Annotated in this window: 7 protein-coding genes and 1 pseudogene; 3 read left to right on the forward strand and 5 right to left on the reverse strand. The window is 69.1% G+C overall.

What is annotated here, in order from left to right; translation table 11 throughout:
- Window positions 1–445 precede the first annotated feature (445 nt).
- The 3 genes from AB0395_RS35585 (at window position 446) to AB0395_RS35595 (ending at window position 4,504) form a co-directional block, all read left to right on the forward strand.
- Window positions 446–796: a hypothetical protein gene (locus AB0395_RS35585; RefSeq protein WP_366288573.1), complete on the forward strand. Its 351-nt coding sequence runs from the start codon at window positions 446–448 to the stop codon at window positions 794–796.
- A 299-nt stretch (window positions 797–1,095) separates the two neighbouring features.
- Window positions 1,096–1,557 (forward strand): transcriptional regulator NrdR, encoded by a 462-nt coding sequence (gene nrdR / locus AB0395_RS35590; protein ID WP_366288575.1) that lies wholly within the window; start codon window positions 1,096–1,098, stop codon window positions 1,555–1,557.
- A gap of 85 nt (window positions 1,558–1,642) precedes the next feature.
- Window positions 1,643–4,504 (forward strand): vitamin B12-dependent ribonucleotide reductase, encoded by a 2,862-nt coding sequence (locus AB0395_RS35595; RefSeq protein WP_366288577.1) that lies wholly within the window; start codon window positions 1,643–1,645, stop codon window positions 4,502–4,504.
- Between the two features lie 145 nt (window positions 4,505–4,649).
- Here the strand turns inward: AB0395_RS35595 and AB0395_RS35600 are convergent, their stop codons facing one another.
- The 5 genes and pseudogenes from AB0395_RS35600 to AB0395_RS35620 all read right to left on the reverse strand — a co-directional run.
- Complete coding sequence (locus tag AB0395_RS35600) at window positions 4,650–4,976, reverse strand: 3-hydroxyacyl-CoA dehydrogenase family protein (protein ID WP_366288579.1); 327 nt, start codon at window positions 4,974–4,976, stop codon at window positions 4,650–4,652.
- 20 nt (window positions 4,977–4,996) lie between these two features.
- A pseudogene (locus AB0395_RS35605) lies at window positions 4,997–5,266 on the reverse strand (3-hydroxyacyl-CoA dehydrogenase NAD-binding domain-containing protein); the annotation flags it as partial.
- Window positions 5,267–5,345: 79 nt separating this feature from the next.
- Entirely contained in the window at window positions 5,346–5,513 is a 168-nt protein-coding gene (locus AB0395_RS35610) for a hypothetical protein (RefSeq protein WP_366288581.1), read from the reverse strand.
- 63 nt (window positions 5,514–5,576) lie between these two features.
- Window positions 5,577–6,560 carry an NADPH:quinone oxidoreductase family protein gene (locus AB0395_RS35615; RefSeq protein ID WP_366288583.1) on the reverse strand — a complete coding sequence of 328 codons (984 nt, stop codon included), beginning with the start codon at window positions 6,558–6,560 and terminating at the stop codon, window positions 5,577–5,579.
- Window positions 6,557–6,766: hypothetical protein (locus tag AB0395_RS35620; RefSeq protein ID WP_366288585.1), on the reverse strand; the 210-nt coding region annotated here is incomplete at its 5' end. The genes AB0395_RS35615 and AB0395_RS35620, both read right to left, overlap by 4 nt.

The raw sequence follows: 6,766 nt of genomic DNA on the forward strand, positions 1-6,766 counted from the left end.
CCGTACCCTCGCCGAAGATCATACTCAAACAATTGTTCGAATGGTCCTCGAAATAAGCGGTGGCGTGGTGTACAACATCGTACGGGAGTTCGATCGACATCGTGTTCGATTCGCCGATCTTTCTTCGACATGTGTTCGGCCAGGTCGAGGGGATGGGGGCACCATGAAGGCGACCGCGAGGACATCCAGGCCCCGGCTGACCGTCGTCGGGGGCACCGACCGGGCAGCCGCCGCGGGAGCGGGGCGAACGACCGCGGGGGGTGCTGGTCGGAGGGGTGCGGGAGGTGTCTCCCGTGCGACCGCAGGGGGAGGCGGAGGGGCTTCCCGTGCGATCACCGGAGGGGGTGCAGGGGCCTCCCGTGCGACCGCGGGAGGGATGGCGGGCGGAGTCGGCCGTGTGTCCGTCAGGGATGCCGCAGGGGTGGCCGCAGGGGGAGGCGGGCGGGTGACCGCCCGGAGGGGCGGCCCTGCGCGGAGAGGGCGACGTCAGACCCCGCCGATCCGGCTGACCCGGCGGGGGAGGATCGTGGTCGTCCTGGCGCTCGCGCTCGTCACCCTGGGGGCGATCTGGGTTGGCGCCCGCATCGACGCCGCCTTCGCGCTCCAGCGCCGTGCCCCTGAGGGGCTGTCGGTGGTGGCGCGTGCGGGGGCCACTTCGCCGGGCGTGGCGAGCCTCGTGGCGACGGAGCGTGACTCTGCGCCCGGGGTCCGGCCGATAATGGATCCGGGCGACCTGTCCGGCTCCGTGATCCGGCCCGGCGCCCGGCTCCGTCTGCCCGAAGCCTCCACCCGCTGAGCGGGCCCAGGAGCGGGGTCGCCCGGAGGGCGACACGCCCGGCTGTCGCCGATGCGATGCGCTGATCAGCGACTTCGGTCCGCAGGGTCTTCCTAACTTGCGTTCATGCCCCGACGCTTCTACGGTTGGACCACAACATCTAGTGGCATCATCGCTCTGCTCCACCATAGATTGTGTTTCTATTACCGCATCTCGACCATTCGAGGGGCGTGCGCGAGCGTCTCCTGACGGAGGCTGCGAAAGTAAGCGGAGCAACACGAGAAAGGTGAGCCGCTAGGCAAGTCGAGGAGGCGACGCACGTGCACTGTCCGTTCTGTCGTCACCCTGACACGCGGGTCATCGACAGCCGGTCGACCGAGGACGGCGGTGCCATCCGCCGCAGGCGCACGTGCCCGGAGTGCGGGCGCAGGTTCACCACGCAGGAGACGGTGTTGCTCATGGTGAGCAAACGCAGCGGGGTGACCGAGCCGTTCTTCAGGGACAAGGTGATCGCCGGTGTCCGGCGGGCGTGCCAGGGCCGCCCGGTGAGCGAGGACTCGCTGGCCCAGCTCGGCCAGCGGGTCGAGGAGAGCATCAGGGCGACCGGGTCCGCGGAGATCGCGGCCCACGAGGTCGGGCTGGCGATTCTGGGACCGCTCCGCGAGCTGGACGAGGTGGCCTACCTGCGGTTCGCCTCGGTCTACCGCAGCTTCGAGACCCTGGCGGACTTCGAAGCGGAGATCGAGCAGTTGCGCGCCGAGCGTTCCGCCAGGCGCGACTGAGTCAGTCCCCGGGCGCCGGGGGAACAAGCGGCGCGTTGAAGTGGTCCGACTCGAGGGCTCTGCGGAGCCCTGAAAGGGGGAAGTCATGACGGAGACGGTCAGTGGCGCAGCCGCGCGTGGGGGAAAGCGGTCGCGCAAGGGGCTGAAGATGAAGCGCATCTTCACCACACCCGGGGTGCACCCGTACGACCAGGTGTCCTGGGAGCGCCGTGACGTCGTCATGACCAACTGGCGGGACGGCTCGATCAACTTCGAGCAGCGGGGCGTGGAGTTCCCCGAGTCCTGGTCGGTCAACGCCGCCAACATCGTGACCACGAAGTACTTCCGCGGCGCGGTCGGCACCCCGCAGCGCGAGTGGAGCCTGAAGCAGCTCGTCGACCGGGTGGTCGGCGTCTACACCAGGACCGCGGTCGAGGAGGGCTACTTCGCGACCGAGGAGGACGCGGAGATCTTCGATCACGAGCTCAAGCACGCCCTGGTCAACCAGGTCTTCAGCTTCAACTCGCCGGTCTGGTTCAATGTCGGTACCGCCTCGCCGCAGCAGGTCAGCGCCTGCTTCATCCTGGCTGTCGACGACCAGATGGAGTCCATCCTCGACTGGTACAAGGAAGAGGGCGTGATCTTCAAGGGCGGTTCCGGCTCCGGGGTGAACCTCTCCCGGATCCGCTCGTCCAAGGAGTTGCTCTCCAGCGGGGGCACGGCCAGCGGCCCGGTCTCCTTCATGCGCGGCGCGGATGCCTCGGCGGGCACCATCAAGTCCGGCGGCGCGACCCGCCGCGCGGCCAAGATGGTCGTCCTCGACGTCGACCACCCCGACATCGAGGAGTTCATCGAGACCAAGGCGCGCGAGGAGGACAAGGTCCGCGCGCTGCGTGACGCCGGGTTCGACATGGACCTGGGCGGCAAGGACATCGTCTCCGTCCAGTACCAGAACGCCAACAACTCCGTGCGTGTCTCCGACGAGTTCATGCGCGCGGTCGAGAACGGCGGCGACTTCGGCCTGCGAGCCCGCCTCACCGGCGAGGTCATCGAGAAGGTCGACGCCAGGGACCTGTTCAGGAAGATGGCCAAGGCCGCCTGGGAGTGCGCGGACCCCGGCGTCCAGTACGACGACACGATCAACGACTGGCACACCAGCCCGGAGACCGGCCGCATCACCGCGTCCAACCCGTGCTCTGAGTACCTCCACCTGGACAACTCCTCCTGCAACCTGGCCAGCATCAACCTGCTGAAGTTCCTGAAGGACGACGACTCCTTCGACATCGCGAACTTCGTGAAGATCACCGAGCTGATCATCACCGCGATGGACGTCTCCATCACGTTCGCCGACTTCCCGACCGAGAAGATCGACCAGACCACCCGGGCCTACCGCCAGCTCGGCATCGGCTACGCCAACCTCGGTGCACTGCTCATGGCCACCGGCCACGCCTACGACTCAGAGGGCGGGCGGGCCATCGCGGGCGCCATCACCTCGCTGATGACCGGCGTCTCCTACCGCCGCAGCGCCGAGCTGGCCGCGGTCGTCGGGCCGTACGAGGGCTACGCCCGCAACGCCGACGCGCACAAGCGCGTCATGCGCAAGCACGCGGAGGCCGACCACGACCTGCGCACCCTGGGCGGCATCGACAGGGCGATCCACACCGAGGCCTCCCGCCAGTGGGCGGACTGCCTCAAGCTCGGTGAGAAGAACGGCTACCGCAACGCCCAGGCCTCGCTGCTGGCGCCGACCGGCACCATCGGCCTGATGATGGACTGCGACACCACCGGCATCGAGCCCGACCTGGCCCTGGTCAAGTTCAAGAAGCTCGTCGGCGGCGGCTCCATGCAGATCGTCAACCAGACGATCCCGCGTGCGCTGCGGCAGCTCGGTTACCAGGAGGAGCAGGTCGAGGCGATCGTCGAGTACATCGCCGCGCACGGCCACGTCGTCGACGCCCCGGGCCTGCGACCCGAGCACTACGAGGTGTTCGACTGCGCGATGGGGGAGCGGGCCATCGCGCCGATGGGCCACGTGCGGATGATGGCGGCCGCCCAGCCGTTCCTGTCCGGTGCCATCTCCAAGACGGTCAACCTGCCCGAGTCGGCGACGATCGAGGACATCGAGCAGGTCTACCTGGAGGGCTGGAAGCTCGGCCTGAAGGCCTTGGCCGTCTACCGTGACAACTGCAAGGTCGGCCAGCCGCTCTCCGCCGCGGGCAAGAAGGCGGAGGAGAAGGCCCAGCCCAGCCAGCCCGCCGAGCCGGAGATCCAGGTCGTCGAGGTCAGCCGTCCGACCCGCCGCCGGATGCCGAACCAGCGTCCCAGCACCACGACCCGTTTCACCGTGGGCGGCGCAAAGGGCTACATGACCGCCTCGTCCTACCCCGACGACGGTCTCGGCGAGGTCTTCCTGAAGATGTCCAAGCAGGGCTCGACCCTCGCGGGTGTCATGGACGCCTTCTCCGTCGCCATCTCCATCGGCCTGCAGTACGGCGTGCCGCTGGAGACCTATGTCGGCAAGTTCGTCAACATGCGCTTCGATCCGGCGGGCATGACCGACGACCCGGACATCCGCATGGCCGCCTCGGTGATGGACTACATCTTCCGCCGTCTGGCCCTTGACCACCTGCCCTACGACGAGCGGGCCGCCCTCGGTATCTTCTCGGCGTCCGAGCGCGCCGCCCAGCAGCGAGGTGAGGACCCGGCCCCGATCGCCGCGGACGAGGTCATCGCCGAGCTGGCCACCTCGGCACCCATCGAGGAGCCCCAGCCCCAGCCCCAGGCGCAGCCTCGCGTCCAGGCCGTGGCCGTGGCCGTGGCGGCGCCCGAGCGGGTGGTCGGCTCTCTTGAGTCCCACCAGGGCCGCACCGCGGACGCGCCGCTCTGCATGACCTGCGGCACCAAGATGCGTCCCGCCGGCAGCTGCTACGTCTGCGAGGGCTGCGGCTCGACCAGCGGCTGCAGCTGATAGGGCGGAGACCTCCAGCCGTATCCGCGTAGCCGGAGAACAGCAGGGAGTGAGGGGTGGCGAGACAGTGGCCCGCCACCCCTCACTCCCTCCCGGCCTCGACGAACTCGACCGGGAAGGAGCTGGGGCAACCAGGGCGAGGCGCTCACCAGTCGTAGAAGCCGCGGCCTGTCTTTCGGCCGAGGTGCCCTGAGGTGACCTTCTCGCGGGGGATGGAAGGCGGTTCGAACCGCGGGCCGAGCTCGCGGTTGAGGTGTTCCGCGATGGCCAGACGGACGTCGAGCCCTACGAGGTCGGTGGTTCGAAGCGGCCCCATCGGGTGCCGGTAGCCGAGTGTCATCGCCGCGTCGATGTCCTCGGCTGAGGCGATCCCCGCTTCGAACATGCGCATCGCCTCCAGGGCGATGGCGACGCCGAGCCGGCTGCTGGCGAATTTGATATCGAAAGGCTGGAGGTGTTCGTGCCGATCCATGCAGAGGGTGCATTGGCCTCGATGGCGCGGAGCACATCCGCCCTCAGTTCCGGTTCCTCGGAAACGGCTTCGACCACCAGCCCGCAGCCCGCGAGTCCCCGTGGATCCGAGCCCACGGACAGCCTTTGAAGGTGTTCACCGGCGGTGCCGCCGACGGATCCGCGATTGACGGCGGTTGACACGCTGGTCTCGATCCGGGACCTCGCGGCGTCCGCACCGGAGTCGGACACCTCGACCACCCGCACCGTGGCGCCTGCGGTCAGGAACGCGTGCGCGATTCCCGATCCCATGCGTCCTCCGCCGTAGACCCCCACGATGGAGGGAACCTCATCGGTTGGATCTACCCGATCACTCAATGCGCTGCTCCGATCAGTTCGTCACGTTCTCGAGGACGCCGGCCAGGCTCTGGCCGACGCCGACGCCGACGCCGACGCCGACGCCGATGCGGAGGGCGGCGACACTCCGGCGACGGTTGTCCTCGGCCGGTCGCCGGGCAAGGGTGCCGAGAATTCGCCCGCCCGAAGCGCCGGCCCGCATCGCCTGTTCCCTTCATGAACCGTCGCGACCGGATGGGGCCGGCCACCCGTCGGGACCGGAAGATCATCCGAGGCCGGTCGTGATGACGACCTTGCCTCGTGCCTTCCCGTCCTTGACGTACTGCAGTGCGTCGCCGGCCTCGGCCAGCCCGAAGGTCCGGTCGACGGCGCCGTTGACGCGCCCGTCGGCGACGAGCCGGAAGATCTCGTCGACGGCGCCACGGAGCACCGCGGGCCGCCGGTCCCGGTAGTCGCTGCTCTGAAGCCCGATGACGCTGATGTTCTTCACCAGGAGGTGTCCTGGCTTGATCGGGTTCTGGCCGCCGGAGGCGAAGCCCACCACCACGACGCGGCCCTCCCACGCGGTGCTGCGAATCACCTGGGTCAGGTAGTCGCCGCCGAGTACCTCGAGGGTCACATCGACGCCTCTGCCCTCGGTCGCGGCCATCAGCTCGTCCTTGAGCGTCTCGGGCCCGCACGTGAGGGTGAGATCCGCTCCCTGCGCGCGTGCGAGGAGCGCCTTCTCCTCGTCCTGGGCAAGGGCGATCACCTGGGCGCCCCAGGCCTTCGCCAGCTGAACGCCCGCGGACCCGACGCCGCCGCCGGCTCCCGTGATCAGGACGGTATCGCCTCGGGTGAGGCCGGCCCGGGTCCGGAGACCGATATGGGCGGTGGAGAACGCCAGCCCGCATGCCGCGGCCTCGTCGTAGGTCACGGCATCCGGAAGGGGGATGACGAGATCCTCGGCAACCCGGAGCTGTTCCGCATAGGCCCCGTACTCTACGAGGGCCAGTACCCGCTCTCCCACCCCCACCCGGGACACGCCGGCGCCGACCGAGAGGATCCGGCCGGTGGCTTCCTTCCCGGGGCTGAACGGGCGATCCGGTAGAAACTGATACGAACCTTCGACCACGAGGAGGTCCGGGAAGTTCACGCTGACCGCGGCGACCTCGATGACGACCTCGCCCGGACCCGGCTGGAGATCCGGCAGCTCCTCGACGCGCAGCGAGCTCGGCGGCCCGAACTCGCGGACGACGACGGCCCTCACGCGCCCGCTCCCGGATGGTCCCAGGACGTGCCGTCCACGAGCGGCGGCAACAACGGGCAGGGCTCGGCCGACGGCTGCCTGCGGAGCGCTCGCGAGATGGGCACGGCCAGGGCGCCGAACGCCCGCTTGCCGCGGTTCAGCAGCGCGTAGTTCGCACTCGCCTCGCCGAATCTCGGCGCGTAGGCGCGCATCTCGTCCCCGACGTC

The organism is Streptosporangium sp. NPDC051023 (assembly GCF_040689595.1).
In the GTDB taxonomy this organism is placed as follows: domain Bacteria; phylum Actinomycetota; class Actinomycetes; order Streptosporangiales; family Streptosporangiaceae; genus Streptosporangium.